General features: G+C 48.2%; 25 protein-coding genes. 8 read left to right on the forward strand and 17 right to left on the reverse strand.

Annotated features, from left to right (window positions below; translation table 11 throughout):
* The 5 genes from EBB54_RS22370 to EBB54_RS22390 all read right to left on the reverse strand — a co-directional run bounded on the left by EBB54_RS22370 (window position 1) and on the right by EBB54_RS22390 (window position 5,925).
* Window positions 1–792 (reverse strand): ABC transporter permease, encoded by a 792-nt coding sequence (locus EBB54_RS22370; protein ID WP_004071439.1) that lies wholly within the window; start codon window positions 790–792, stop codon window positions 1–3.
* A gap of 1 nt (window position 793) precedes the next feature.
* Window positions 794–2,281 (reverse strand): glycoside hydrolase family 32 protein, encoded by a 1,488-nt coding sequence (locus EBB54_RS22375; protein WP_125129058.1) that lies wholly within the window; start codon window positions 2,279–2,281, stop codon window positions 794–796.
* A 163-nt stretch (window positions 2,282–2,444) separates the two neighbouring features.
* Window positions 2,445–4,115, reverse strand: a complete 1,671-nt coding sequence (locus EBB54_RS22380; protein WP_125129059.1) for an extracellular solute-binding protein — start codon at window positions 4,113–4,115, stop codon at window positions 2,445–2,447.
* Window positions 4,116–4,140: 25 nt separating this feature from the next.
* A complete protein-coding gene (locus EBB54_RS22385; RefSeq protein WP_016298259.1) occupies window positions 4,141–5,028 on the reverse strand; it encodes a carbohydrate ABC transporter permease in 888 nt (295 codons plus the stop codon).
* A gap of 15 nt (window positions 5,029–5,043) precedes the next feature.
* Window positions 5,044–5,925, reverse strand: a complete 882-nt coding sequence (locus tag EBB54_RS22390) for an ABC transporter permease (RefSeq protein ID WP_334295304.1) — start codon at window positions 5,923–5,925, stop codon at window positions 5,044–5,046.
* 457 nt (window positions 5,926–6,382) lie between these two features.
* On the opposite strand from EBB54_RS22390, the gene EBB54_RS22395 reads away from it, so the two are divergent.
* The 3 genes from EBB54_RS22395 to EBB54_RS22405 all read left to right on the forward strand — a co-directional run bounded on the left by EBB54_RS22395 (window position 6,383) and on the right by EBB54_RS22405 (window position 8,994).
* Entirely contained in the window at window positions 6,383–7,459 is a 1,077-nt protein-coding gene (locus EBB54_RS22395) for a LacI family DNA-binding transcriptional regulator (protein WP_125129060.1), read from the forward strand.
* Window positions 7,460–7,560: 101 nt separating this feature from the next.
* Window positions 7,561–8,181, forward strand: coding sequence for a YesL family protein (locus EBB54_RS22400; RefSeq protein WP_004071449.1), 621 nt, complete (start codon window positions 7,561–7,563; stop codon window positions 8,179–8,181).
* 42 nt (window positions 8,182–8,223) lie between these two features.
* Complete coding sequence (locus EBB54_RS22405) at window positions 8,224–8,994, forward strand: hypothetical protein (protein ID WP_125129061.1); 771 nt, start codon at window positions 8,224–8,226, stop codon at window positions 8,992–8,994.
* Window positions 8,995–9,047: 53 nt separating this feature from the next.
* Here EBB54_RS22405 and EBB54_RS22410 read toward each other — a convergent pair whose 3' ends face one another.
* Window positions 9,048–9,947 (reverse strand): Rpn family recombination-promoting nuclease/putative transposase, encoded by a 900-nt coding sequence (locus tag EBB54_RS22410; protein ID WP_125129062.1) that lies wholly within the window; start codon window positions 9,945–9,947, stop codon window positions 9,048–9,050.
* Between the two features lie 1,010 nt (window positions 9,948–10,957).
* Between EBB54_RS22410 and EBB54_RS22425 the strand changes: the two genes are divergently transcribed.
* Genes EBB54_RS22425 through EBB54_RS30255 form a run of 3 tightly spaced genes read left to right on the forward strand, consistent with a single transcriptional unit; the run spans window position 10,958 to window position 11,823 of the window.
* On the forward strand, window positions 10,958–11,137 hold the full coding sequence (locus EBB54_RS22425; RefSeq protein WP_125129063.1) for a hypothetical protein: 180 nt from the start codon (window positions 10,958–10,960) through the stop codon (window positions 11,135–11,137).
* Window positions 11,137–11,634 carry a hypothetical protein gene (locus tag EBB54_RS22430; RefSeq protein ID WP_125129064.1) on the forward strand — a complete coding sequence of 166 codons (498 nt, stop codon included), beginning with the start codon at window positions 11,137–11,139 and terminating at the stop codon, window positions 11,632–11,634. The genes EBB54_RS22425 and EBB54_RS22430 overlap by 1 nt, the downstream gene beginning before the upstream one ends.
* A gap of 51 nt (window positions 11,635–11,685) precedes the next feature.
* The gene (locus EBB54_RS30255; protein WP_154677808.1) at window positions 11,686–11,823 is read left to right on the forward strand and encodes a hypothetical protein; all 138 of its coding nucleotides are present in this window, start codon (window positions 11,686–11,688) and stop codon (window positions 11,821–11,823) included.
* Between the two features lie 53 nt (window positions 11,824–11,876).
* On the opposite strand, the gene EBB54_RS22435 is transcribed toward EBB54_RS30255, so the two are convergent.
* The 4 genes from EBB54_RS22435 to EBB54_RS22455 all read right to left on the reverse strand — a co-directional run bounded on the left by EBB54_RS22435 (window position 11,877) and on the right by EBB54_RS22455 (window position 18,262).
* The gene (locus tag EBB54_RS22435) at window positions 11,877–12,689 is read right to left on the reverse strand and encodes an Rpn family recombination-promoting nuclease/putative transposase (protein ID WP_243127772.1); all 813 of its coding nucleotides are present in this window, start codon (window positions 12,687–12,689) and stop codon (window positions 11,877–11,879) included.
* Window positions 12,690–13,026: 337 nt separating this feature from the next.
* The gene (locus EBB54_RS22440) at window positions 13,027–14,124 is read right to left on the reverse strand and encodes an ArsR/SmtB family transcription factor (RefSeq protein ID WP_125129066.1); all 1,098 of its coding nucleotides are present in this window, start codon (window positions 14,122–14,124) and stop codon (window positions 13,027–13,029) included.
* A 301-nt stretch (window positions 14,125–14,425) separates the two neighbouring features.
* The gene (locus tag EBB54_RS22445) at window positions 14,426–16,033 is read right to left on the reverse strand and encodes an ABC transporter ATP-binding protein (RefSeq protein ID WP_125129067.1); all 1,608 of its coding nucleotides are present in this window, start codon (window positions 16,031–16,033) and stop codon (window positions 14,426–14,428) included.
* Window positions 16,034–16,789: 756 nt separating this feature from the next.
* A complete protein-coding gene (locus EBB54_RS22455; protein WP_125129068.1) occupies window positions 16,790–18,262 on the reverse strand; it encodes a DDE-type integrase/transposase/recombinase in 1,473 nt (490 codons plus the stop codon).
* Between the two features lie 173 nt (window positions 18,263–18,435).
* Between EBB54_RS22455 and EBB54_RS22460 the strand changes: the two genes are divergently transcribed.
* On the forward strand, window positions 18,436–18,699 hold the full coding sequence (locus EBB54_RS22460) for a hypothetical protein (protein WP_125129069.1): 264 nt from the start codon (window positions 18,436–18,438) through the stop codon (window positions 18,697–18,699).
* Window positions 18,700–18,748: 49 nt separating this feature from the next.
* Window positions 18,749–18,904, forward strand: a complete 156-nt coding sequence (locus tag EBB54_RS22465) for a DUF4177 domain-containing protein (RefSeq protein ID WP_279230001.1) — start codon at window positions 18,749–18,751, stop codon at window positions 18,902–18,904.
* Window positions 18,905–19,082: 178 nt separating this feature from the next.
* Here the strand turns inward: EBB54_RS22465 and EBB54_RS22470 are convergent, their stop codons facing one another.
* The 7 genes from EBB54_RS22470 to EBB54_RS22500 form a co-directional block, all read right to left on the reverse strand.
* On the reverse strand, window positions 19,083–19,448 hold the full coding sequence (locus tag EBB54_RS22470) for a DUF4180 domain-containing protein (RefSeq protein ID WP_125129070.1): 366 nt from the start codon (window positions 19,446–19,448) through the stop codon (window positions 19,083–19,085).
* Between the two features lie 78 nt (window positions 19,449–19,526).
* Window positions 19,527–20,105: a TetR/AcrR family transcriptional regulator gene (locus EBB54_RS22475; RefSeq protein WP_125129071.1), complete on the reverse strand. Its 579-nt coding sequence runs from the start codon at window positions 20,103–20,105 to the stop codon at window positions 19,527–19,529.
* Between the two features lie 284 nt (window positions 20,106–20,389).
* Complete coding sequence (locus EBB54_RS22480; protein ID WP_243127774.1) at window positions 20,390–20,590, reverse strand: hypothetical protein; 201 nt, start codon at window positions 20,588–20,590, stop codon at window positions 20,390–20,392.
* A 508-nt stretch (window positions 20,591–21,098) separates the two neighbouring features.
* Window positions 21,099–21,767, reverse strand: coding sequence for an ABC transporter ATP-binding protein (locus EBB54_RS22485; protein ID WP_004071464.1), 669 nt, complete (start codon window positions 21,765–21,767; stop codon window positions 21,099–21,101).
* 134 nt (window positions 21,768–21,901) lie between these two features.
* Complete coding sequence (locus tag EBB54_RS22490; protein WP_125129072.1) at window positions 21,902–24,517, reverse strand: ABC transporter permease; 2,616 nt, start codon at window positions 24,515–24,517, stop codon at window positions 21,902–21,904.
* Window positions 24,518–24,714: 197 nt separating this feature from the next.
* Window positions 24,715–25,383 (reverse strand): ABC transporter ATP-binding protein, encoded by a 669-nt coding sequence (locus tag EBB54_RS22495; protein ID WP_125129073.1) that lies wholly within the window; start codon window positions 25,381–25,383, stop codon window positions 24,715–24,717.
* Window positions 25,384–25,412: 29 nt separating this feature from the next.
* A complete protein-coding gene (locus EBB54_RS22500; RefSeq protein WP_162307184.1) occupies window positions 25,413–25,613 on the reverse strand; it encodes a type III toxin-antitoxin system ToxN/AbiQ family toxin in 201 nt (66 codons plus the stop codon).
* Between the last annotated feature and the right edge of the window lie 636 nt (window positions 25,614–26,249).

Below are 26,249 nucleotides of genomic sequence, written 5' to 3' on the forward strand. Positions count from 1 at the left end.
TCACCCTCCTTGGATCAGGACGGCCGCAGCCGCCTTTTTCTGCACCGCATGAAATATTAGCCACAGCGCCGCGCACCAAAACAGCTGCAGCACAGTGCGCAGGAGCATTTCTCCAAATGTATAACGCCCGATATAAATCCCAAGAGGAAGCTGGTAGATATTTACAAAAGGCAGACACTCCAGAACTACCCGAACTCCATCCGGGAAAAACCAGAGAGGGATGACGCTGCCGGAAAGCAGCTTCATAACGAATCCCTTTACATTTCTTATGGGCCCCATGACGATCGTCTTGAAGGCGCACATCCCCAAAAGAGCAGCCAGCATCCAGTTGATGAGATACCCGACCGCAAAGCTTACGAGGAAAAGTATGACGTGGACAGAAGATGCCGGAGCCGGAAGGCCGAACAAGGCGGAGCCGATAAGGAACAGCGGGACGGCGGTCTGGAAAAAGGCAACAGCCATATCGCCCAGATCCTCCGCCAGATAGATCCCATAGATATTCACAGGCTTTAACATGTCAAGCGCCACGCTGCCGGATCGGACACTGCTCTCGATTCGGCCCTCCACGCCCATGGTCAGCAGATTTCCCATGATCACAGAAATCGTCGTGTAGGTAAGCATCTCCCGTTCCCCTACTCCTGAGACATTTCCCGTCCCGCCATAGGCCGCCTTCCAGAAGCAGGCCATGGCGAACATGAGCAGACACTGAATGGATATGGTGGAGATGACGTTGAACCGGTAAGCCAGGGCAGACTGGATCCGCACCTTTGCAACAAATAAATAAGCTTTCATTTTAGACCAGATCATACTTCACAACATCCATCCTGACCTTGCCGTCCGCAAAGAAGGAAATCCCGTCTGCCGCAGGATCTGTGTAGAAGGTCGCCGTCATCACCTGCTCCCCGTCATTGACAAAGACCTCTGCGCTGAACCGGTCCAGGATGATCCTCAGCTTCAGCTCCTCCTCCCGGCCGCTGATCTTACATCTTCTCTGATGGATCAGCGCCCTGCGGGAGCCGGAAAACTTCCGGTCGATCTTCAGCACCGACTCATAGGGGCGGAAGCTTAAGGAGGTCTGATATTCCTCATTCTGTGCAAACCGCACCGCAAATTTCCGGTAAATGCTGTCCGGATCTCCCGGACGGATGGACAATTCCATATCGATCCTCCGTCCCCGGACGCCTTCCAGATGGATGGTGCCGTTTTCCAGGATCACATCGGAATGCACCACCTCATTTTTCCGCATGTCATCCAGTTCCCGGACCGGCTTCTGGTACAGCCTTCCGTTTTTCACAGAAAGCTCTCTCGGAAGGCTCATCTGTCCGAACCATTTCTGATAGGGAGAGTGGGGCATACTGGTGTCCCAGTTCTGCATCCAGCCCATCATGATCCTGCGTCCGTCCGGAGCCAGCACGGTCTGGGGAGCATAAAAGTCAATCCCATAATCAATGGACTGCTGCTTTTGCTCCGAAAATGTGAGCGTCTTCCTGTCATATTCTCCGATCAGGCAGAGCGTTCCGTTTCCGTTGTGAAATTCAAAGCCCTGGGGCAGCATATCCTGGGGGCTGGTCAGCAGCACCCATTTGCCGTCCAGTTCAAAGAAATCCGGACACTCCCACATTTTTCCGATCCGGTTCCGATTTTCCGCAAGCACCTTTTCATATTTCCACCGGAACGCATCCTCGCTGGAGAAAAGCAGGATCTGCCCGCTTCCGTCCGCCGGGCGGTTTCCGACCACACACCAGTACCTTCCGTCCTCGTCCTTCCACATCTTCGGATCCCGGAAATCCTCTCTGCTGAACCCTTCCGGCAGATCCCTGCTGTCAAGGACCGGGTTGCAGTCACATTTCTCATAATCCACACCGTCCCCCACCGCAATGCACTGTGTCTGTATATCACAGTGCCCGCCGTTCCACTGGGGCGTCCTTACCACTCCGGTATACATCAGAAGCTGCCTGCCGTCGGGAAGTTCGATTGCGCTGCCGGAAAAACAGCCGTCCCTGTCATAAGCCTCATCCGGCGCCAGCGCGGCGGGCAGGTAGTCCCAGTGCAGCAGATCCGTGCTCACCGCATGCCCCCAGTGCATGGGACCCCATTTGGTATCATAAGGGTAATACTGATAGAACATGTGATACCTGCCTTTATAATAAGAAAATCCGTTGGGGTCATTCATCCAGCCGGTACGGACAGATAAATGGAAATCAGGCCTTTCTTCTTTTTGGATCATTTTTTCGGAAGCTTCCTCATACTTCCTTGCTTCTCTCAATGTCTGACTTGTCATAATTCATTTTCCTTTCATCATATATATGTATACTGTGCGGCAGATTTATCTGGCGCGCAGTATAATTCATGCCGACCAGATGCTTGGACAGCAGGCCGCAGCCTCGTCCGCAGCCGCTGTCCTGTCTCTTTCGTCATATAATGACATTATAAATCATTTTTACTTATTCTGCCATCTCCGCGTTGTAGGCATCCAGATATTTCTGGAATAATCCCAGATACTCCTCCAGCCCGTACGCATCCAGGTCATCCAGGAATTTTTCCCAGTCCGCGTCCGTAAATCCGTTCATGATCCAGTCCGCCTTATGCCTGTTGATCGTCTTCTCGATATCCGCCTGCAGGTTCGACAGTGTCTCGGTGTCCTCCCTGCTCATGAAAAGGTTGGGATACACATATTTTGTGTGCATGTCCGGCGTGTAGATATCCTTGATCCAGTCCAGACGGTACTGTGCGTCATCCGGGCAGGTCACGTACACATCATAATACTCGTCCAGAACAGCGAGAGGTCCGCCGACAGCTTCGGCTTCCCGGACCTCCACCGGGGAGGCGTCGCCCAAAGGAGCATGTTTCAGCATCTCCCCCCCCTGGTCGTTGGTGCTCATCTCGAAGATATCAAAGTCGTCATCTTCCCCGTAGGTTCCCCAGTTATTCTGCGGGGACTGGATCGGCGCGTACATCTGGTCCAGCCATGCGCATACCAGGGCCGGATTCTCCGCCACAGAAGTTACCACGCAGCGTCCGCGTTCAAATCCGCTGGTAAAGGAGCCGTTCGTAGGAGTTATATTTCTCGTGTCCGCCGTCAGCGCCGGGAGCGGAACCCAGTCCTTCAGGTTGTCGATATTTCCTACGTCCCAGCTGAAGCATACGCCGTAACGGCCTGACTTTCCTTTCGCCACATAGGTGGACCATTCCTGGGTAAATGCCTCCGGGTCGATCAAGCCTTCATCATACAGTTTGTGAAGCCATTCGATCCCTTTCTTCCAGCCATCCTGCGCAGCGGCGCAGATGACTTCCTGATCATCCGTCACCGCGATATGTCTGGCCTTGTCCGCGTCGCCATAGCCTTCCCCAAAGCCATTGATCAGGATCGCCGGATCCTGGCCGCCATCATTAATTATACACGACATGGGGATGATATTTCCATCAATATTAAATTCTGCTTGAAGCTCTGACGCATGGTCGCGGAACGCCATCAGAACCTCTTCAAATTCATCGACTGTCTCCGGCATCTCCAGATCAAGAAAATCCATCCATTTCTTATTGATAAAGCTCATATTATCAATGGTCTGGATCGCCGTCTTTTCCGAACCAAGCTGCTCGATCCAGGGCAGAGACCAGATATGGCCGTTTACATCCGTACACATGATCCTGTACTCCGGATATTTGTCAAACACCGATTTCAGGTTCGGCATATAGTTGTCGATATATTCTTCCAGCGGAATGATTGCGCCAAACTCCCCGTACTTGAGCAGGTTGCTGTCTGAAAAGCCTGCCGTGAAAACAAAATCAGTCAGCTTGTTCGGGTCGGACATATTCAGGGATATCTTATCCGCCCACTGGTCGTTAGGGATGGCGGTCCAGTCAATATGCACATTGGTCTGTTCCTCGAGGCGCTTGAAGATCGTCCTGTTATTGGGTTCTGACTCCGTGCTGGGCGGATAACTGATCAGCCCGGTCAGCGTCACGGTTTCCTTCTGCGGAAACTCCAGGGTTGCCTCGTCCACCGGACGGAATGTGCCGTCATTGATCTTTACCTTGCCGCAGCCTGCCATAGAAAGTACCATACAGCCTGCCAGCGCCGCTGCCATTATACGTTTTACTTTTCTATATCTCATGGTCTATCTCCTTTTCCTCTTCAGCTTAGCCCTTTACAGCGCCTGCCATGATCCCGCTGTCAAAATATTTCTGGAAGAACGGGTACATGATCAGAAGCGGCAAACTGGAAATAATAATAGTTGCGTATTTCAAAAGCTCTGCCAGCTGCGCGCGGGCCGCCGTACTCTGCATATCAGAGATCATGCCGGATTCCGGCTGGTTCTGGATCAGGATGGAACGAAGTACCAGCTGCAGAGGCTGTTTCGCGGAATCATTGAGGTAGATCATTGCGTCAAAGTAGCTGTTCCACATACCTACAAACTGCCACAGAGCAAGCACTGCGATAACCGGCGTACAGACCGGAAGCAGGATCTTGAAGAAGAATGTCAGCTCATTTGCCCCGTCCACGTCCGCCGCTTCCCGGAGTTCCTTCGGGATCCCGCGGTAATAAGTTCTGGCAATGGTCATATTCCAGACGCTGAAAGCTCCCGGGAGGATGACCGCCCACATGCTGTCCACCAGACCTAAGTTACTTACGATCAAGTAGGTCGGGATCAGGCCGCCGCCGAAGAACATGGTGATCATGAAAATAATATTGAAAAATCCTCTTCCCTTGAAATCCGCCCTGGATAACGGGTAAGCCGCTAAAAGCGTAACAACTACAGACACCACCGTAAATAGTATGGAATAGATGACCGCGTTTTTAAAACCAATCCAGATCTGGCTGTTGGACATGACACGCTCATAGGCAGTCGTCGTCCATTTGCTGAAATCAAAGGTAATTCCCTTATTCTGCAGTGTAATGGGATCCATAAAGGATGCCACGATGATGTAGATCATGGGCACGATGATCGCCACTACAAACAGCCCAAGAAGTATGTATCCAATTGTCAATAATATCTTGTCCTGACCGGAATATCTTGTTTTTACCACTTCGTACGCACCTCCTTATAATCCCTGTCCGTCATTCATCTTGGCTACGATCTTGTTCACGGCAACCAGAAGGATGACATTGATCACGGTGTTAAATAAACCTACCGCAGTTGAAAAGCTGTAATCTCCGTCGATCAGACCTTTCCGGTATACATAGGTGGCAATGATCTCGGATGCCGGGAGGTTCAGGTCTGTCTGCAGCGCGTATGCTTTTTCAAATCCGATGCTCATGATATTTCCTGCCTGCAGGATGAACTGGATCACGACCATATCTTTGATCGCCGGCCACTCTACCGCCTTGATCTGCTGCAGGATATTCGCGCCGTCCATGACAGCCGCTTCTTTGAGCTCCTGGCTGGCGTTGGACAAAGATGCCGTATACATGATGGATGCCCAGCCCGCGCCCTGCCAGATACCGCTGATGATGTAAATGGAGCGGAACGCTTCCGGCATGGTCATAAAGTTAATCTCTGTTCCCATCAAAAGGTTCAGAGGACCTGTCACGGAAAGTAAGATCCTCACGATACCGCAAAGTACGATGACAGATACGAAGTTGGGAAGATACAGCACCAATTGTATCTTTTTCTTGATGCCCGTACTCTGGATCCGGTTCAACAGAAACGCCAATAGGATCGGCATTGGGAATCCCCACAGGAGGCCGTACACACTCAGTTTCAAAGTATTGGCCAGATAGCCCATAAAGTCCGGCGAGGATAAGAACCTGGTAAAATGCTTCAGGCCCACCCATTCGCTTCCGGAAACACCCCGGAATGGGTTGTAGTCCTGGAACGCGATCAGAATACCGCTCATGGGCGCGTACTTGAAGATCAGTGTCAGCAACAGCGCGGGCATCAGGAAGATCGCATATAGCTGCCAGTGCTGCTTTACATACAGCATGGTGTTGTGAAATCCCTTGTCCTGTCTTTGATTTGGAACAGTTGTTGCATTTGTATTCATAATTTCCTCCTTTCTCTCAAATCCCTTTTTCTTTTGCACACTTTTTCTCTCATTACCTTATTCTTCTCCTTCCCATTTTTATGATTTGTGCATTTGTAAAATCATTGTAACATATTTTGGGATTTGCTTATATAAATTTATATCACTTTTTTTACATTTAGTCAATACTTTTTCGCCATTTGCACATATTTATTTTTTGCATTTTTATTCTTAATGCACATATCGATTAGATTCAAAGCTATTTTTTATTACATTTTCGGAAAAATCTCTAATTTTTACATTTTTACATTTGACACAATCTCTTTTGTGCATTATAATGTTTTTAGAAAAGATTTACGGCAGACAGATCCCCGGACTCCGGTTTGAGGATATGCCGATACAGCAAAAGGAGGGACATATGGGTACTAGAGTTACGATACAGGACATTGCGGATGAGCTCGGCATTTCCCGCAACACCGTATCAAAGGCGATCAACAATACCGGCATCCTGGCCGATTCGACCCGGGAGAAGGTTTTAAAAAAGGCGATGGAGATGGGGTACAAGCAGTTTTCCTATGTGACCGCCGCAAGCGCTGCCTCGGGAAGCGCCGTGCTTTCCATCCCGGCCGCAAAGCAGAACACGGAGATTGCGTTATTGATCGCAAATTTTATAGACGGCTCTCATTTTGCTTCCGTCATGCTGGACAAATTTCAGATGGAGCTCTCCGGGCTGGGGTACAGCCTGACGATGCACCGGATCCTGGCGGATGAGCTGGATGCCATGAAGCTGCCTGCTTCTTTTTCCATGGAGCGGACCGCCGGGATCATCTGCATTGAGATGTTTGACTATGAATATGATAAGATGCTCTGCGGCCTGGGGCTGCCTGTCTTATTTGTAGACGCGCCGGCGGCCTGCTTCCAGGAACCGCTGGAGGCGGACCTGCTCTGTATGGACAACCAGACCGGTATCTACTTATTTATACAGGAAATGGCCCGGCGTGGAAAGACCAGGATCGGATTTGTCGGGGAATATCTGCACTGCCGTTCCTTCTTCGAGCGGTATATGGCTTACCGGAATGCCCTGCAGCTTCTGGGTCTCCCCTGCCCGGACGAATACTGCGTCACAGGGAATAAGAAGGGGATCCGCAATCCCAAATCGGAGGATTATCAGGAGTATCTCACCGAAAGCCTGCAGAAGCTGGAGCCTTTTCCGGAGGTGTTTTTGTGCTCCAATGATTCCGCCGCTCTGAATGTGCTGCAAGTGCTGAAAAAGCTGGGATACTCGGTTCCGGAGGATGTGTATCTGTGCGGCTTTGACGATTCCCCGGAGTCCAAGATCGTCACGCCCCCGCTGACTACGATCCATATCCACAGCCAGATCATGGGCTTTGCCGCCGTGAACCTGCTGATGTCGCGGATCAATGAGCCATCCCTGAATTACCGTACCATGCACACGGAAACCAGCCTGATCTACCGGGACTCTACGGAGGGGTGAGGAGAAAGGCAGATGCGGAGTATTTCTTTTTATACCTTTCGATGACCTGCCCTCGTACCGCAGGTGAGGGGGCGCCGTATTATAATAGGAGGAAAGATTTTATGGGTAATTTATTCAATCTGGACGGACCGGTCCTGCAGTTTATCAACAAGCTCGTATACAGCGTTTATCTGAATATTTTATGGTTCATCTGCTGTATTCCCATTGTGACGGTCGGCGCGTCCACCACCGCCCTCTTCTATGTATCATTAAAAGTCGCGAAAAATGAAGAGGGGAACCTGACGAAAGCGTTTTTCCATTCTTTCCGGGAAAATTTTAAGCAGGGAACGATCATCTGGCTGATCCTGCTTGGCGTAGGGATCGTGCTGGGCATCGACGGGTATGTCCTGTATCATATGCGGTTTGAAAACGCGTTCTGGACGCTTTGCACGGCAATATTTTTCGTGGCTGCGGCTGCTTACAGCGTAGTCCTGATGTATATCTTCCCTCTTCTGGCCAGATTTGACAATACGGTCGGCGCGATGTTCAAAAACGCTCTGTTTATCGGCATCCGTTTTCTGTTCTGCACCGCATTGATGGCTGTCATCTATTTTGTAATGCTGCTGGTCGTGGTACGGTTCTTTACCCCGGCTGTGATTTTCGGGGAAGGGTTGTGCGCGCTGCTCTGCTCCTACCTTTTGACCAATATTCTGCTGCTCTGCGAGGGAAAGACGGAAGCATAGCTGGCTACGGCGGCTGATGGCAGCTTTTAAGAGGGATTATACATGAGATTACCAGAAAGAAAAGACGTTTTCTTTAAAAATGGCTTGAAAGAACAGTGGGATTCCCTGAACGGAAAACAAAAAGTACAGTATGTCTGGGATTATTATAAATTCCCGATCACAGTGTGCATAATCTTCCTATATATCATCGGCTATATGGCATACGGTCATATTTCCAAAAAGGAGGTCCTGCTGTATACCGGTCTTATAAATGTATCCGCAGGAGAACAGCTCACCTACGATTTGAGCGGCGGTTTTTTGGATCATCTGGTTTCCCTGAACCCCCTGGAAGGCAATGCTTCCAGGACGGATCTGAAATTGTACACAGGATTATATCTCACCGACAATCCTGACGACCCAAACCATGAATACACCTATGCTTCCCGCATAAAGATCATTGCGTCCATTGATGATGAAAAGCTGGATGTGGTACTCATGAATAGAGAAGCCTTTGATGCATTTTCACAGAACGGATATCTCTGTAATCTGGAAGAGCTGCTCCGGGATGCGGAATCTCTGACCAGAACCGAATGGGAGCCGTACCTTGCGGCCAACACGGTCATTTTGGAAGACAATGCCGATGAAGTGCTGCAGGACAGCTCCTTGAAATATCAGGCTGTGACAGAGGAATATCCGATGGGGCTTAATGTGTCTCAGGCGGGAGTTTTCCGGCAGGCGGGCTTTGAGGATGACGTGTACCTGGGCGTGCTCAAAAATTCGCCGCGCATGGAGATGGCGGTGGAATATATCCGATACTTATGTCTTTTGCCCTGAAAAAACGATCCCTTTTTCGCTGCTGTCCGCAGCAGCGAATACATACAGAACAATTACGCCAAAATCTTCCGCACCTTCTCAACCGGAATGTCACACTCGGATGCAATATTCTGCTCCGTTTTCCCCTGCGCCTGCAGCCGGAATACTTGTTTTGCTAATTCGATGCCCTGTTCTTCTCCGATTTTCCTGCCGCGCTTCTCTCCACGTTTCTCCCCGCGTTTCTCTCCAATTCTCTGCGCACTGCTCAAAAATGAATTATGATCCTTCAGCGCTTTCTCTCTCGCTTCATACTCCAGGCGTTTCAAATCATCCGCACTTAACTTCTGCAGCGCCTCATAAGCCTCGCCCAGATATTCACTCTTCTTCGCCATCTGTTCAAACTCCTCCTTATTTTTCCCGTTAAAAAAACGCATCCAGTTGACGATCTCTTCCCCGGTCTGTATCTCCTTCGGCAGCTTTTTCAGTTCCAGGATCTGTATCTCCAGCTTGTCGCTGTAAAGCTTTCCTGTCTTTCTTTTGCAAAAGCCGATCCTGTGATAGCACTCCTTATCCTTTGGAAAACGGATAAAATCCAGAATACTGACGTGTATACATTTTTTCAGATTTTCATAGGATTCTCCGGATTTCAGCTGATCTGAAAACATTTTGCAAAGGTAAAACAGGGCTCGCTCATCCCAAAATTCGTACCCCTTTACCTGCATCTCCATGTTGATCTGAGTGCCGTCCAGCATGCGCACACGCACGTCCAGGATTCCCAGCTTATCGTCTGCGTAGCTGCGCTGCAGATGGGTAGGGAGCAACTCCGTTTTCTCAACCGTTTCCGGGGAAACCCGCAGGATTGCGGCGCAGAAGCCTTTCCGAACCATCGGGTTCTCCATCAGCCCTGCAAAGCATACGTCAACCTTCGGTGACATAATAAAATCCTGGTTTGTTTTTTTCGTTGTCTGATTCATTCAATTCTCCTTTCTCCTGCAAGGTTTTCCGAGTATTTCCATAAGAAGCCGGGAGAATTTCCGTCACACTTCAGAGTCGCCGGCAGGTCTGCGCGCGGCCTGCTGCTCTGAAGCGCTGTAAATTTTATTTTCTGAACTAATCATAACACGAATCACGGACTCAGAAAAGTAAAATTCCTGCGAAAACTGCCTAAATAATATATCCTCCTGGCATATCAGACTCGAAAATCTGCTTTGTAAAAACTGTGATTGAGTAACCCGGCGATGTACCGGCAAGAACAAAAAAGATGAATATCTTTTTGGATTCTTCCTGTTAAGGATAACATATCGCGGCCAAATACACAACCCCGAATGTATTTTCGCATCATGCCTTTTGAAAGACAGTCTTTCCGTTTGTATAAGTATTTTCCGGATTTTCTTCCCCCGAACCGTCGTCTATAAAATGCAGGCCGTCGATACAAAATCCTGAAAACTCCACTGAACTGATCCGCGGGCTTCCGCTCCGGCTGACATAAAATGCGGCGCCCCTGCTTTCGTCGCCCTTCGGCGCAGGCGGAAGGTCTACGAGTATACGGCTTTCCCACGTGCCACTCTGTCACGTCATAAAAATTCTTGCCAGTCATTTATTCAATCCTCCTGAACTTTTTCTATTCCCATGCGGTATTCCAATACGGACAGTCGTTTGTCCGGGCCTTCTCCCATCCCTTAACCGCTCCTGCCGTCATTCCGCTTACGATATATTTCTGGGCCGCGAGTGAAATGATCATGACAGGGAAGCTGAATACAAACGCGCCTGCACACATCGGCCCCAGATCAAGATTGTACGCGGACAGAAAGCCAGCCCCACGGTAAATGTCTTGGCATTGGTGCTTGTCAGAAGCAGAGCAACTAAAAAATCATTCCATGATTCAGTATAGTTTAGGTTCAGTATATTTTAAAAATAGTTCATTGCTATTTTTAGAAAAATCGACTATACTATTGATGAGGAAATATGAAAGGAGTAGATGCACATGGCAACACAGAGTATTAAAAAGAACATTGTAATCCATGACAAAGACTCCGCCGCCGCTTTTGTGGAAGCACTGGAAAAGGCCGCAGCCATTGCTACAAAGCCTGTTTCCCGTAATTACAGTGTAAAGGAATTAAAAGGCACCAGCAATATCAAGGCTTTTTTTGGAGATAAATTGTAATGGGTTATATAGAGCTGAATCTTTTAGAAATGCTCGGCGCATACGGAGAGGATAAACTACAAGCCATCCTCTCCCGTTTCATGTGTCCGCAAAATGCAGATGTAGAAAACTTTATACAGTCAAAGGCTATTGATTTTGCCAGACAGCGGCTTGCAATGACTTATCTCGTATTTTCTGATGAAGCGTCTCCAGAATTAGCAGGCTATTTTACACTGGCAAATAAATTTGTTTCCATTACAGGCAACGCATTGAGTAAAACGTTGCAGAAACGTATCGGAAAGTTTTCACAGTATGATGAAGAACTTGATCGTTTTCTGGTTTCTATGCCTTTGATCGCACAGCTCAGCAGAAATTTCAACCCTTCTTTATCCGCTTCTATACCCGGACAAGAATTATTAGCGATTGCCTGGAATTATCCTGCCGATAAAAATAATAGAGACAAAAGAAATCATCAATTTATTTTTATCTGTGATATATGTACTGATTCCACTGATTGATACCGGAATAAGAACGCAGTAAAAAAACAGGCTGTGACGGAGGATTACCCTATGGGGCTTAACGTATCGCAGGCAGGAATTTTTCAGCAGGCAGGCTTTGAGGATGACGTGTACCTGGGCGTGCTCAAAAATTCGCCGCGCATGGAGATGGCGGTGGAATATATCCGATACTTATGTCTTTTGCCCTGAAAAAACGATCTCTTTTTCGCTGCTGTCCGCAGCAGCGAATACATACAGAACAATTACGCCAAAATCTTCCGCACCTTCTCAACCGGAATGTCACACTCGGATGCAATATTCTGCTCCGTTTTCCCCTGCGCCTGCAGCCGGAATACTTGTTTTGCTAATTCGATGCCCTGTTCTTCTCCGATTTTCTTGCCGCGTTTCTCCCCGCGCTTCTCTCCAATTCTCTGCGCACTGCTCAAAAATGAATTATGATCCTTCAGCGCTTTCTCTCTCGCTTCATACTCCAGGCGTCTCAAATCATCCGCGCTTAACTTCTGCAGCGCCTCATAAGCCTCTCCCAGATATTCACTCTTCTTCGCCATCTGTTCAAACTCCTCCTTATTTTTCCCGTTAAAAAAACGCATCCAGTTGACGATCTCTTCCCCGGTCTGTATCTCCTTCGGCAGCTTTTTCAGTTCCAGGATCTGTATCTCCAGCTTGTCGCTGTAAAGCTTTCCTGTCTTTCTTTTGCAAAAGCCGATCCTGTGATAGCACTCCTTATCCTTTGGAAAACGGATAAAATCCAGAATACTGACGTGTATACATTTTTTCAGATTTTCATAGGATTCTCCGGATTTCAGTTGATCCGAAAACATTTTACAAAGGTAAAACAGAGCCCGCTCATCCCAAAATTCGTACCCCTTTACCTGCATCTCCATGTTGATCTGAGTACCGTCCAGCATGCGCACACGCACGTCCAGGATTCCCAGCTTATCGTCTGCGTAGCTGCGCTGCAGATGGGTGGGAAGCAGCTCCGTTTTCTCAACCGTTTCCGGGGAAACCCGCAGGATTGCGGCGCAGAAGCCTTTCCGAACCATCGGGTTCTCCATCAGCCCTGCAAAGCATACGTCAACCTTCGATGTTACTGTTTGCGGCCGGTTGGGCCGTGAACCAATGTCATTAACTTAAGCTGTCAAGGACAGTTCTGCATGATTAGAATATGCGCAAATACGTGCGATATGGGCATGGCAAAGCCTTAAGTTAATGACATTTGGTATGAACAGCAACAGACAGCGGAAACACGAAGCATCTTCGCTGCAGGCCGCCGGCAATGCAGCCCGTACGCTTCGTTTCCCGCTGTTTTTCTACAGAATATACAGCTATATCCTGTTGTTTTTTATTGTTTTTAAATCTTCCCGTGCAGCAGGAAGACTCTCAGCCTAATCATCAACTCGTCAATCCGTCATGCGGCGGCATATAATTTAAAAACACCCCTTCCATATACCGAATCACCTCCGCAATCGTCTCACTGTTCAGCCGGTAATACACCTTCCCGTCCTTCTTCTCCACCGTCACAAAATGGTTGGAAAGCAGGATTCCCATATGGTGGGACGCCGTTGCCGGAGTGAAACGGAGCTCCTCTGCGATCTCCAGATTGTACTTTCCCCGTTCCTTTAAAGAGCACAGGATCTCAAACTTGCTCTTATCCCCCAGAATCTTCAGCATTCCCGGAAGTATTTCCCTGGCATCTGACAAATTCTTTTTATACAGGTACAGCTTATCCGTCATAATCCCCTGAAACGCGGCTTTCGAATTGAGCCATTCCATCAGCGGAAATACCGCAGTCTGATAAACCGTGATCTCCCCCGGCGCAAGTTCTTCGACCAGGTTCTTCATCACGGACGACAATTCCCTCGGAGCTTCCGAAAGAAGCGTTTCCAGACATTCCCGATTTCTTTCTAATGTATACTCAAAGGCCGGCCGATTTTTCCTTAAAATCCCGACCAATGCCCTGCACTTTTCCAGCGGATGGTTCATAAACGTCAGCAGCTTCCATTTTGTCTCTTCCGGATAGTCCATTGACTGGATCAGAGCAAAACGCCTTTCCATCGTGTCCAGTTTGTCTACGGCGTCCGGCCCGGCTGCAGCTTCCGGTTTTTCCATAAAATCCGCCCTGCCTGCAGCCTGCGAAATCTCTTCCGCAAAAAAGCTTTCGATCCGCCCCAGGACTTCATCCTCCGTCAATGTATCAATGTCCGTTTCCAATTCCGGATATTCGATCAAGATTGCGGAGACGGTGATAAAAAATTCCAGGCTGTTTCCAAAGAAAAAGTCCTCCTCCGGGTCCGGAACATATTTCTTCTCAAATTCATTGACATACTTTTCCAGATAGGAAAGATTCTTTTTGTAAAATGCCTCTCCGTCAATCTCCATTTCTTTCAGAGACTGCACGCACTCTGCCCTGACAGAAGAAAAATTTTTCACTAGATAGATCAGCCCCAGCGTTTCCAGCAGCGGATGAAGTTCTCTTTTATATTCCATCATGCACCTCCCGTTTATATACCAATATATACGACTTCCGAAGTTTTTTCAAGACATGCTGTTACTGTCAGTGGGCTGATGTTACTGTTCATACGGTGTCGTGCACTTGCTGCACGGCGTCCGGCCAATTCAGTGATGGAGCGGGCATCCAGTCCGTCTACACTCCGTTCCGGTCCGTCCTAAACAAGCGTCGCTGGCGCTTAGAACCGCCGTCAGGCGACTTTTCAATGGGCTGGATGCGTTACAGTTCGCGGCCGGTTGGGCCGTGAACTGTAACGACTGATTTTTTGCAGACGTGCAGACTTCACCCCATCCCCATCTGATAGACGCGGTCATACCGTGTTATGAGCTCCGGATCTGGATTATGTGTAATCGTGATCAGCGTAATTTCCTCATCTTCCAGCAGCCGGCTCTCTATCTCATGGGCGGTCTCCCGATCCAGCGCAGAGGTTCCCTCATCCAGAATCACCAGCGGCGTGCGGCGGATCAGCGCCCTTGCAAGCGCAATCCTCTGCCGCTGCCCGCCGGAAAGCAGGGAGCCGTTTTCCCCGGCCATATAATCCAGCCCGTTCTCTTTTTCAGACAAAAATCCGGATACCCCGCTTTTTTTCACAGCCTCTTCCAGCTCCTGCACGGAAAAATCTTCATGCAGGAGGATATTTTCCCGGACAGACCAGTTGAACAGGTAGACATTCTGATGGATAAGGGACGCGATCCCCGCGATTCTGTCCGGATTCAATGTATTCAGTTCCCGCCCGTCATACAATATGCTGCCGCCGTAGCCTTCAAAACAGCCGGTCATCAGCTTTAGAAGCGTGCTCTTGCCGCATCCGCTGGGCCCCATAACCGCGTATTTTTTCCCTTTTTCAAACCGCATCGAAACATCCGACAAAACCGGTGTATTTTCATCATAGGAAAAAGAAATGTGCTTTAACTCCACCTCATGCTCAAACGTCGGAATCCCCTGCCCCGCCTGTTCTGCCTCCCCGCTGTCCGCATAATCATTCAAACGTGCAATCACAGATTTTACACTGCGGACTTTTGGGAGATTCTGCATCAGCATAATGATGGGCGCCGTAAATGTACTGCTCAGCTGCACCAGCGCCAGAAGCGTCCCCGTGGAAATGCGTCCGATCAGGACAAGCCAGGCAGATGTAAAAAGCACTACCGCGACCGACAGGACAGAAAGTGTATCGGAAATCCCTTCGTTCAGCGCAAACAACCTGGCCGCGCGAAACTTTACCCGGGTTTCGGTTTCATTCTCAATCTGAAAGCAGTCGTTGGCATCCTCTGTACGGCTGTAGCTTTTCAGGATTTCATAACCGGACAGGAGATCCTTCAACTTTTCCGTAAAGACCGCCATTTGCCGGGAAACCTGTGTCTGCCGTTTTTCCAGATACCGCCCGATCAAGGACGGAATTAAAAGCATCAGCAGAAATGTGGCCATCAAAAGCGCCGTGACCAGCGGGCTCAAAAGTACAAGGATGACCAGCGTTGCCGCCAGCATCACGATCAGTTCAAAGCTGTTCAGCAAAGCGATAATATAATTTTCTTCAATGAGCTTCATATCATTGGTCAGCGCGGAAATATAGTCCGCCGTATTTTCCTGATAATACCGGGACGGCCGGCGGCCCATGATCCCCCGAAACACGTCCCGCCGGTACTCCCTTATGATCCTCCCGGTAAGAAATTTTGCCGTAACTGAGCTGAAAAAGCTCGTTCCACAAATCAGCAAAATATAAATCACCGTAAATATACACAGCTTCCCGAACACCGCCGCCTGCTTCGCTGCCGCCGCATCCACGACTTCCCGGAGCAGAACGGAAATGCCGGCTGTCAATGCCGACGAAATCACACTGAGTACCAACGCCGCCGCGAGAATCAAACGATTATTTTTCCAATACCTTTTCAATGTTTTACCTCCATATAATTTATTTTATGTGTATAACATTATCATATAATATTATACTTGTCAAATATATTTTATAATTATCTAATTATAAACACGTTAATGGCTGCTGTTCACACGGTGCGTTTTGTCAAGTGCTTTTTTTAGTTATTGACGCAAACTTTTCAGCGCGGCGGGAAACGGGGCAGGAAAAAGGTGCAAGGCGCACCTGTGGACGGTTAGAAACCGTTTTCGAGGGTAGGTAGTATAAAGCCCTTTTCCTATAGATTTTTGCGTCCTCAACGCCTTAAAAATCAATCCTTTTCACCCCCTATTGCACAGCATTCCATACTGTTCCCTGTTTTCGGCGTCAAAACGGCAACGGCAAAAATCCAGACCGTAAAGGGACGTGGAACGAGGATTGTGTTTCGTAATTGGGTATGGTATAATTTTCCCAGTACAAATCGATAAATCGGCGCTGGTAGTGTCAAGTAATTTATGAAAAACTGAGCTGCAAAAAACAGGCTCAAATGAACCTTGAAAACTGTAGATATCGACTCCGAAAAGCTCTCCGAGGGCTTAGGGCGTTGCCCTAAGAACCCACAAGGGACCAATCCCTTGACCCGGTTTCGGGCTTTGCCCGAACCCATCCTCGCCGGAAGGCAGGAAAAGGGCGCAGTGGCCCCTTTTCTGACAGACAGGATCATCCGTGAGCCTTATGTCAATAGACTTTCGCGGCATATCCTCACCGCCTGACGGCGGCTGCGGTATTCCACGGTTCTATTGACAACAGCTCCGCTCCGGCGCAGAGCCGCCGTTTTTCTGCTGGTTCAGGATGGTCTGCTGGCCAAGGAAGATGAGAAGCTGCCATTTTCCAGGCATGTTGTCAGCGCCCCGCAGCATTTCTACTTCGTTAAGAACTTTGTAGTTCTTGTGTTTATGCGGACGGAGAAAGTTATAGTATGCGACCCAGAGGGCAAGGTCATAGTTGGCACCGTCGATGTGGTCAAAGCCGTTTGTGTGACGGTAAGATGCCTTATAAGTACGGTTGAGCCGTTCAATCATCTGTTTGTAGGGACGGTGTTCTTTGGAAACAGCATCGTCGTTGGTAAGTCCAATCACCTGAGTGATTTTGAATGTAAAATCGTTTCCCAGCTTTTTTACAAATTCCATTGCAGCGAGCGGGTAGGCGCTGTAACCGTCAGCAATGAACTTAAAGTTTTCCGGCAGTTTTGCAAGTCCCCGGAAAGCCATACGCATAGCGAGGATACAGGGGCCGACACCACGGTTATCAGAGATCTGGTAGCCAATGATGGATCGGGATGCGGCATTCATAATGAGCCAGACATAGGATTTGATCCCACGGATTTTGATATAGGTTTCATCGGCAGTAAAAACAGGCCCTTTTTCGTAGGGGTATTGGTCAACAAAAGGTTTCACGCAGATAGCTGCGGTCTTGCAGTAATTAGCGATCTGCTGGTGGGAAATGCCGATGTTGTACAGGTCTCTGAGAGCCTGGGAGGTTTTCCTAAGGGAGAGGCCAAGGTTGACGTGTAGGGTCAGGCACAAGGACATTACGTGGGCATTATGCTTGGTGAATTTCAGGGATGAAGCATTTTTAGGCAGGGTATTGAGATCCATGCTGAAAAAATCCATCGTAAACTCACGGTAGATATAGTGGAGTTTATATTTATTTTTGCCGTAGTCCTGCCTGAGATCTTCTTTATCTACCTTTTTGAGGTTGTAGAGGTAATAAGGACATTTGGGATTGATGCACTTATGGATGATAAAGTGTTTGCGCTCCTTCTTTGGGACCAGGGTATTGCCGCAGTGGGGACAGCGTAGTTTTACAGAGGAGAAGCGGCTTTCATCGGGTGAGAACCTTGCGCTGCAGACTTTGCAGAGAAGCTGTCCTTTGGAACCATTATTTTTATAAAGGAAAGGCTTCGGGGCACCACAGCGGGGGCAGGTACAGCTGTCCGGAATATCGCATTCTGACCGTCGGCTGACAGGGCGTATTTTCTTACCATAACGCTTTTCAAAGTAAGGGATGAGATCTTGATAAGTCCAGTCCTGCCGGAAGTCAGTGACAAGAGGGAGATCGTCAATTTTAAACTTCTGGTACTTTGGAGAATGGGAATCATCAAAAGCCCACTGTTTCAGTGGGATATATCTGCAGATAAAATGAATCAGCCAGCAGTTTTGTTGGTAAAGAGATTGAATGAGAAAGAGTAAATAGGTAATAATATCCATAAGCAATGATTTTCCTTTCAGTGTTTGTGGGATGGTAATAGTATTGACACAAAAAAGGGAGGTCATTGCTTTTTTCTTTGAAAAAGTGGTGAAACCCTTGAAATAATAAGGTTTGTTAAAAAAAATATGGTAGTTAACTTGACACTACCTCGGCGCTTGTGGAGGTAATGAAAATGAGATTAACTTTTCGAACTCAAATAATCGTTACTATGATTTTAGTTATTGTGGGATTTATAAGTTCCTTATGGTTCAATAAGGATATGAATAAGGATATGTATTACAATCTTGCATGGGTTTTTACGGGTCTTATTTTTTTCATTAACCCGGTGTATCCTAAAAACATAACTTCTTTAGAACAAGAAAGAGCGAAAAAGGGAATACGAATAGCGGGAATGATTTTAGTCTTTATCGGATTAACAAATGGATTTGGTGTATAAATTCCTGTTTGAATGAGGGATATCTTCAAATAAAAAATATGAATATAGAATTATAACAATCGCAACATCTTTAGCTGTGAGCAGAAAGCAATATGAAAAGATTGCACAAGAGTTTGAAATGCAATTAAATGAGTTAGGTGCTGATGGTTGGGAGCTGGTTCAACGTATGGATGGCATCAAAAAAACGGCGCCTCCATTCATTTAGGAAGCACCGTTTCCATGATACGTTCTATATTCACTATCTATTTTCCTTTCCGAAAGGAACCAGCACAGCATATTCGACCAAAGCCCCCCGCAGCAAACTGACAAAGCGTCATTTTTACAGCGATACAAGCTGACAAGACATCAATTTTACAGCGCTGCACGCTGACAAAACGTCATTTTTACAGCGCTGTAAGCTTCTCAACCGCAAGCTCCGCACTCGGCTGAAAATAAAAATCCCGTCCCATATTGCTCTCATACATAAAATCTTTCAGCGGTTTGCTCGTATACTTTGAAAAATCTCCATAGACTGCAAATCTCACACCATAATTGATAAATTTCTGCAGGATTTCCCCGGCCAGGCAGGTGCTCAAAATAAAGAAATCCTCTGTAACCGCCTCTTTATTGACTGCAATATTCCCGCACCCTGTCTCATAATTTACAGTCATGATCAGGTCTAGTGCGGACTGAACGTCCGTGATCAAAAGCTCCTCGCTGCGGATCACCGCAACGGATCTGTTGTTTTTCGTAATCATCTCTGTTTTCATCTCTTACCTCCTTGCTGAAATCATATACCGGCCTTCCTCCTAACCTGGCTAAATCAGAAAAGCACGATTCGTAAGTGTCTAATCAAATAAACTGCCGACCAGGTGATCGACCATAAAATCAAACGTCTCCTCATGGCTGTACGGCAGAATCTCCTTATTCCTGATATTCATAATCAAAGAATAAATCACCGAAGCCGCCATATCCGCATCCACCCTACATTTCAAATACGGATTGTCCGAAAAAAGCCGCCTGCTCCTGTCGGCAGACTCCGTCAGTTTTCCGGCCTGTTCTTCCGAAAGCTTGTTCATCAGGATCGTAAAATCCTCACTGTCCGCTTCGTATAAAAAATTGTGCTTGTCATACTCCCGGTAAATGAACTTCAGCGCTTCTGCTGCGCCGAATCTGTCCCTGCGCTCCTCGATCATCCGCGACGCCGTATCGCAGATCCGCCCCTGCACCGAACAAATGACCTCACAGAACAGAGCTTCCTTCGATTCATAAAAAATATAAAATGCGCCCTTTGAAATACCCGCCTTTTTGCAGAGCTCATCCACACTCGTCTTTTTATAACCATACCGGGCCCAGCTCTGCCGGCAAAGCTCCATTAAATGATTCCTGATATGTTCTTTTTCCTGCTCCGAAAAACTTCTTGCCATGGCTTTACTCCTCTTTTATGACTCAAAACTCTATTTCAGTCATAGATATAATATCACTGGACCTCAAAGATGTCAAGCAAGAACTGTATAAAACTTATTATTAAATCTTTTTTTGCAATTCACAGTCGTTGCTGTTCATACGGCAATGTCTTTTCACTCACATGCGCAAAAGCGGCCGGCAAATCTGACTGCCGGCTGCTCTGTATTCTATTTCAATTTACGATAAGCAGGTGTCACCGCCGCAAAAGAGCGGCGCTGACACTATGTAATTGATACAGCTAACTTTATCTTCCTTGCTTCAGCTTTTCTAATATGCCTGTTACATCCGGCTGCGTTGAAGTAAATTTTACACCACGTTTGAGCATACCCAATACCTTCTTTGCTTTCTGTTCAATCTTTTTAGCTGTATGCTCACTTGTCAGCATCAGATGATTTCCAGCTATCGTATATTCACGTTCTATATACTCATCTGTTATCGGCAACATATCCTGTATCAAAAATGCACTCTCTCTGCTGTTATCTAATTTCGCAATATGGAGAATGTCACAAGGTTTCCCGTTTTCTTCATTCGCTTAACCTCATTATGAAAAAAGTCCTCCGCTTTGAAGCGAAGGACTATGCTTTCGATCCAACCACTTATATACCGCATATTGGTCAGCGGTAAACTTTCAACCCGACCATTTATATACCACATATCGGTCAGTGGTAAACTTTCCGTGTGTTTTTATTCTAACAAGCACAGAGTGGAAAGTCAATAGAACTCTCCATTAAAATTTATGTAATAATATATAAATATATACATATAATATCTGCTGTTTATATTGATGACCTGCAGCTATTACGTTACAGTTCACGGCCCAACCGGCCGCGAACTGTAACGCATCCAGCCCATTGAAAAGTCGCCTGACGGCGAGGGGCTGGATGCACGCAACCGATATTTTACTGGCCGGATGCCTTGCAGCAGGGTGCAAGGCACCGTGAACAGTAACGCTATTACACCGCGATCTTCCCATCCTCAATCCGCACCACCCGATCCGCCATCTGCGCAATCTCCGGGTTATGAGTGATCATAACAATGGTCTGGCAAAATTCGCTTCCGGTCATCTTAAGCAGCCCGATCACATCGTCGCTGGTCTTGGAATCCAGATTCCCGGTAGGCTCATCCGCAAGGATGATGGACGGCTTGGAGGCCAGGGCCCGGGCGATGGCCACCCGCTGCTGCTGCCCGCCGGAAAGGTTATTGGGCAGGCTGTCCAGCTTGCTTTCCAGTCCCAGCATTTCCACAATCTGCATGATAAACTTCTGATCCGGCTCCCGCCCGTCCAGCGAAATCGGAAACACGATATTTTCCCAAACGGTCAGCACAGGGATCAGGTTGTAATTCTGAAAAATAAATCCGATCTGTTTCCGCCGAAATACCGTCGCCTGCTCGCTGTTCAGCCCGGCCAGCTCCGTATTGCCGATTCGGATGCTGCCCTCCGTGGGCGTATCCAGTCCGCCAAGCATATTCAGAAGGGTCGATTTTCCGCTGCCTGAGGTTCCGATAATGGCGGTAAACCTGCCCTGCTCAATCTCCAGGTCAATACCGTCCAAAGCCCGCACCTGCGTCTCCCCCTCCCCATAATATTTTTTCAGACCCGTTGCTTTTAAAATACATTTCATATTCAATATCCTCCTGTTATCCCAAATCATAATTTCATACGATGTCGCAAAACACTGTTTGATGATTTTTAAATGACTGAGGTCAAATATCCATGCACGCATGGCTACTTGGCTCGTTGCTTCGCGGTAATCAATCACTCCGCCACCCGAAGCTGCTCCACAATACTTTCCTTATAGAAGAACCGAAGCGCCAGAACCGGCACCGCCGTTGACAGAACCAACAGCAGGGCGCTTACGAGCAGCGCAGGCAGCAGCGTAAAATGAAACGTGAACTGCCACATTTTTCCAAGCATTCCTTTCACCAGCGTCAGATCCAGAATTGCTCCCAGCACGATTCCCAGGACGCACGCCCCTCCTGCGTAAAACATGCCTTCGTACACCATCATTTTCGTAAGCTGCCGCTCCGTCATACCGATGCTCTGCATGACAGCAAACTCACGGCGGCGGGCCAGGATCGTTGTGACCAGCGTATTGATCAGGTTCAGCACGCCGGCAAATCCAAAGATCACACCCACCAGCCCGCCTACGAGCTGGATCACCATTCGAAAATTTTCCGCATGTTCACGGGCGGATTGGGAAGAAATGTAATAGACATCGGAATTATTTTTTACATAATCTTCCAAAAACGCGGTCATATGCTCCTGTTCACCCTCCTCTACATCAAAGGCGTATTTATAAATTACAGGTTCGTCATACAGTTCCTGAAAAATGTCCGTCGGCAAATACAGGAACAGCCCGTCTCCGCCGACCTTTGTCGGCCCGTTGACAGAAACGCCGATTTCCTGGTCATCCCCGTTCAGAGCGGCCTTCGCCAATACAGGCAGCTCCATCGCCTTCTGTCCATCCTTGTAAACTGTAATCATGTCGCCCACCTGGATGAAATCAAAATCCTCCATCAGGGACATATCCGCCCGGTCGGTATTTATCCCTGCCAGAATCCCCTCCCCGCGCATCATTTTCTCATAGAGGGCGCGGGCGTCAGTCTCCCCCTCCCGCAGATCCATCCGGGCAACCGTACTTTCCTCCATCCCGTAAACGTTGCAGAGCGGCCGTCCGTCATCCCCCAGTCCAAAGGTGAAGCCCTCTCTGTCACAGCGAAACGGAATCTCTGTTTCTTCATGAATATATTCCTCAGCCGAAATATCCCTGCCAAATTCATAAGTCACATTTGTATCTTCCGCCGTATTTTTATAGACTGGCACGGCATCCTTCACCCCGGGCTGAGCCTCAATTGCCGCCATCACCGACGGCTCCACCGCGTTTTCCCGGAACCGGAAGCCTTTCAAAATATTTCCGGTTTCCGCACCGGTCACGGCAAAATCCGTCCGTATCATAAAGTCTACCTGTTTTTCCACATCCATGCTGCCGGCCGCCGTCCCGACGCAGTTGAGCAGTGTCACGCAAAGGGTCAGGGATATGACGATAAATGCGCTGCGGCGTTTATTTCTCCCCAGATTAAACCATGCAAGATGTGAAAGATCCGCGCCGGGCATGGACTGTTTCCGGGCCGCTGCTTTTTTTCCGCGCTTTTTGGAGCCGTTTCCCACATTGTTTTCCACATACCGAAATGCCTCCACCGGAGGAATATTGGCCGCGATCCGAACCGGTTTGCGGGTGCTCAAAATCACTGTCAACGCCGTAAATAATGCAGCCCCCAGGAAAATGAACGGCGAAGGGGATACTTCTATGGCAACATTGCTGTACTCAATAGACATAAGCCCCATAATCATCGGCAGCGCCGATTTTCCCACAAAGAAACCGATCACCTCCCCCAGCGGGATTCCCGTGCAGGACAGCCAAAATGCCTGCCGGTTGATCAGTCCCTTTACCTGCTTCCTGCTCATCCCGATGGTGCGGTAAAGCCCGTAGCGGCGGATTTCCTTCATCACCGCAATGTCAAATACATTGTAGATCAGAAGATAGCCGCAGAATGTAAACAGAACGACGAGCACGGCTGCCATGGCAATGAGTTCCATATCCGGAATCGGATTGGTCACGGTATTGACCACCGCCGGAAGGGAATTGTCCGCATTGATATCATACGGGTCTCCGCCCATCTGGACGGCAAACTGTTCCATCTTATCCTGCAGCCCAACCGCGCTGTCTGCGGTAAAATCTGAAAAATACGTTCCTGCCAGTTCTCTGTCCTGGTCATAGGTGAATCGGAAAATCTCCGGATGGGCGTCCCGAAATGCCGTTCCCGCCCACATCGTGCTCATCTGGTCGCCTATGGCTTCATACCATCCGGATACCACCATTGTGAGATGGTATACCTCTCCCCGGACTGTAAAATCAATCTCCACCTCCGCGCCCGTCTCCGGCTCTGCGCCCAAATCCATCAGCGCCAGATCCGAAGCCACGATCTCGTTTTCCGCTTCCGGCGCCCGGCCGTGGGTGGGGCTGCTGAATGTCAGATCCGCCTGAACCTGATCCCGCACCTCAAATTCCACATTGTGGCGTTTTGTATTTGACAAAAAGGTGATCGGCATCCTCAGTCCGGCCGACTCCACAAAATCCGCCTGCTGCAGCATTTCAAACTGCTCAGCCGTCATATTTCGAAAATCGCCGTCCGACTTGCTGCCCTTCTGCATCTGCATGGTGACGGCCATGGATTCCGATACTCCCATGCCGATCGTCGTGACCGATGTAAATAAAACCGCAGTCAAAGCGATGGCCAGCACCGCGATCAGGTTCTGCAGCCTGTTGGCCGCAAAGCTGCGGCGGTTGAGGGTTTTCAACATTTCTCTCATGGGTCTTTACCTCCGATGTATGTGATTTCGTAATCGTTCTTACTGACTGATATCATAACATCCCAATGTTACAGTGAAGGTACAGGAAAGGTACATTTTTGTAACGTTGCATAAATGATACCCAAGGGCATCCGGCCAATTCCGAGAACAGCAGAAAAAGCGTCCCGCTTTTTACGGAACGCTCCATTTTATATTCGCTATTCGTCCACTATCCTCCCGTCCCGCAGGCGCACCATCCGATCCGCAAGCTGGGCAAGCTCCTGGTTGTGTGTAATCATGATCAGGGTCTGGTGAAATGTTTCCGCCGTCATTTTCAGGAGCCCCGCCACATTCTGGCTGGTCCTGGCGTCAAAGCTCCCGGTGGGCTCGTCGGCCAGGATTATGGCCGGCTTTGTGATCAACGCCCTGGCAATCGCGGCGCACTGCTGCCCGCCCCCGGAAAGCATATGGGGGTACTGGTTCAATCTCTCATCCAGCCCCAGCAAATGTATGATTTTCCGGAAAAATACTTCATCCGGGCGGGAGTCGTCCATTGCCAGCGGAAACAAAATATTCTCCCGGATCGTCAGCTCCGGCACCAGATTATAGTCCTGAAACACAAAGCCAATCTTTCTGCGCCGGAATACGGTCAACTGCTCCTCCGTCAGCTCCGACAGGTCGGTCCCGTCCACGATCACAGTCCCTTCCGTAGGCTCATACAGGCCGCCTATTGTATTCAAAAGCGTGGTCTTCCCCGAACCGGAAGCCCCCACGATGGAGAGAAACCTGCCCTTTTCTATCGTCAGGTCGATCCCGTCCAAAGCCTTTACCTGGCGGGGACCCTCTCCAAAATATTTTTTAAGTTTGCTTATAGTTACGATGTCCATTTTTTTAATAAAATTATATCCTTGAAATCTTATAAATTATTCGGTTGTTTTTTCTTGTAGGAAGATACAGGTACATAGTATTTATATCCATTCATTTCCAAAACAGCACCACAAACCATTTTTCGTTCGTTTTCATATTCTACATCAGGAACACGAGTAAATCCACGTTTTGTTTTTTCGGCTGCTTTGAGGTATTTTACATAATCTGCATCATAAAAAAATAGATCCATATTGCTTCTCCTAAAAAGTAATGAGTAAGGAAAGATATCCTTACTCATTCATCATAATTCGCCCTTCATGGTGGCGGAACACCAATCATAATTCACCTTTAAGGTAGTGGGACACCTGGGAAGATTCTCTTCTTACCTATATACTATGCGTTTTTTTCGCTTTTGTCAAGAGATTTTCCTGCATTCAGTAACAGTATCCAGCCCATTTTTTTTAATAAAATTATATCCTTGAAATTTTATCTGCAAATATGCTATCTTTAAAAGGTAGGTGAAACTAAGCCTTGACCATAATTTTACACAAATTGAACTTTTAGACGATAAAGCGATAAAGGTAAACCATCTTTTTGAACAGTTAAATGCCCCAGGCAAAAACCGGCTCCGGCTCGACATCGAGCCGCACTCGTCCTGTTGGACGAATGCAGAACGCAAATCTGCTTCCTGCTCCGCACATTGAAAATAATATATCTGCCAAGGGAACCGTTGGGGCGTTATGTCAGCCGCCGGACGAAAGAAAGGGGGCTGGTGCTATGGTTACATATTCGGATTTATTCCAATTTGTGATTATGCTTTGTGCTGTAATAACTCTTGTTATTTACATTAAACGTAAAAAATAGCGCCCCTGCTCTGGTAAAGTAA

Origin of the sequence: Schaedlerella arabinosiphila, from assembly GCF_003885045.1 — a bacterium.
Taxonomy (GTDB): Bacteria; Bacillota; Clostridia; order Lachnospirales; family Lachnospiraceae; genus Schaedlerella; species Schaedlerella arabinosiphila.

Coding starts and splice junctions, on each gene's coding strand:
- EBB54_RS22370 (WP_004071439.1), bottom strand. CDS start 792: ATGAAAGCTTATTTATTTGTTGCAAAGGTGCGGATCCAGTCTGCCCTG.
- EBB54_RS22375 (WP_125129058.1), bottom strand. CDS start 2,281: ATGACAAGTCAGACATTGAGAGAAGCAAGGAAGTATGAGGAAGCTTCC.
- EBB54_RS22380 (WP_125129059.1), bottom strand. CDS start 4,115: ATGAGATATAGAAAAGTAAAACGTATAATGGCAGCGGCGCTGGCAGGC.
- EBB54_RS22390 (WP_334295304.1), bottom strand. CDS start 5,925: ATGCTGTATGTAAAGCAGCACTGGCAGCTATATGCGATCTTCCTGATG.
- EBB54_RS22395 (WP_125129060.1), top strand. CDS start 6,383: ATGGGTACTAGAGTTACGATACAGGACATTGCGGATGAGCTCGGCATT.
- EBB54_RS22400 (WP_004071449.1), top strand. CDS start 7,561: ATGGGTAATTTATTCAATCTGGACGGACCGGTCCTGCAGTTTATCAAC.
- EBB54_RS22405 (WP_125129061.1), top strand. CDS start 8,224: ATGAGATTACCAGAAAGAAAAGACGTTTTCTTTAAAAATGGCTTGAAA.
- EBB54_RS22410 (WP_125129062.1), bottom strand. CDS start 9,947: ATGAATCAGACAACGAAAAAAACAAACCAGGATTTTATTATGTCACCG.
- EBB54_RS22425 (WP_125129063.1), top strand. CDS start 10,958: ATGGCAACACAGAGTATTAAAAAGAACATTGTAATCCATGACAAAGAC.
- EBB54_RS22430 (WP_125129064.1), top strand. CDS start 11,137: ATGGGTTATATAGAGCTGAATCTTTTAGAAATGCTCGGCGCATACGGA.
- EBB54_RS30255 (WP_154677808.1), top strand. CDS start 11,686: ATGGGGCTTAACGTATCGCAGGCAGGAATTTTTCAGCAGGCAGGCTTT.
- EBB54_RS22435 (WP_243127772.1), bottom strand. CDS start 12,689: ATGGAGAACCCGATGGTTCGGAAAGGCTTCTGCGCCGCAATCCTGCGG.
- EBB54_RS22440 (WP_125129066.1), bottom strand. CDS start 14,124: ATGATGGAATATAAAAGAGAACTTCATCCGCTGCTGGAAACGCTGGGG.
- EBB54_RS22455 (WP_125129068.1), bottom strand. CDS start 18,262: ATGGATATTATTACCTATTTACTCTTTCTCATTCAATCTCTTTACCAA.
- EBB54_RS22460 (WP_125129069.1), top strand. CDS start 18,436: ATGAGATTAACTTTTCGAACTCAAATAATCGTTACTATGATTTTAGTT.
- EBB54_RS22470 (WP_125129070.1), bottom strand. CDS start 19,448: ATGAAAACAGAGATGATTACGAAAAACAACAGATCCGTTGCGGTGATC.
- EBB54_RS22475 (WP_125129071.1), bottom strand. CDS start 20,105: ATGGCAAGAAGTTTTTCGGAGCAGGAAAAAGAACATATCAGGAATCAT.
- EBB54_RS22480 (WP_243127774.1), bottom strand. CDS start 20,590: ATGTTGCCGATAACAGATGAGTATATAGAACGTGAATATACGATAGCT.
- EBB54_RS22485 (WP_004071464.1), bottom strand. CDS start 21,767: ATGAAATGTATTTTAAAAGCAACGGGTCTGAAAAAATATTATGGGGAG.
- EBB54_RS22490 (WP_125129072.1), bottom strand. CDS start 24,517: ATGAGAGAAATGTTGAAAACCCTCAACCGCCGCAGCTTTGCGGCCAAC.
- EBB54_RS22495 (WP_125129073.1), bottom strand. CDS start 25,383: ATGGACATCGTAACTATAAGCAAACTTAAAAAATATTTTGGAGAGGGT.
- EBB54_RS22500 (WP_162307184.1), bottom strand. CDS start 25,613: ATGGATCTATTTTTTTATGATGCAGATTATGTAAAATACCTCAAAGCA.